Annotated in this window: 1 protein-coding gene; it reads left to right on the forward strand. The window is 56.6% G+C overall.

Annotation, left to right across the window (positions count from 1 at the left end; translation table 11 throughout):
• A partial coding sequence (locus A3754_RS01040) for a radical SAM protein (RefSeq protein WP_156496656.1) occupies positions 1–290 on the forward strand: 290 nt, incomplete at both ends.

The following is a 290-nucleotide window of genomic DNA, read 5'->3' on the forward strand; positions in this document are numbered from 1 at the left end:
GGACAGCTCACCGAGCTGGTATACGACCTGGCTCGCCACTTCAATTTGCGCGATGACGAACGCAGTGACTATGCCATAGAGATCGATCCGCGCACCGTGGATCAATCCCGGCTGGGATTGCTGCGTGGGCTCGGTTTTAATCGCGTCAGCCTGGGTGTGCAGGATCTGGATCCGCGTGTGCAGAAAGCGGTCAATCGTGTCCAGCCCTATGAGCTGATCCGCGATACCATGGCATGGAGCCGTGACTTTGGTTTTCGCTCTATCAATACCGATCTGATTTACGGCCTGCC

The organism is Alcanivorax sp. HI0083 (genome assembly GCF_001635175.1).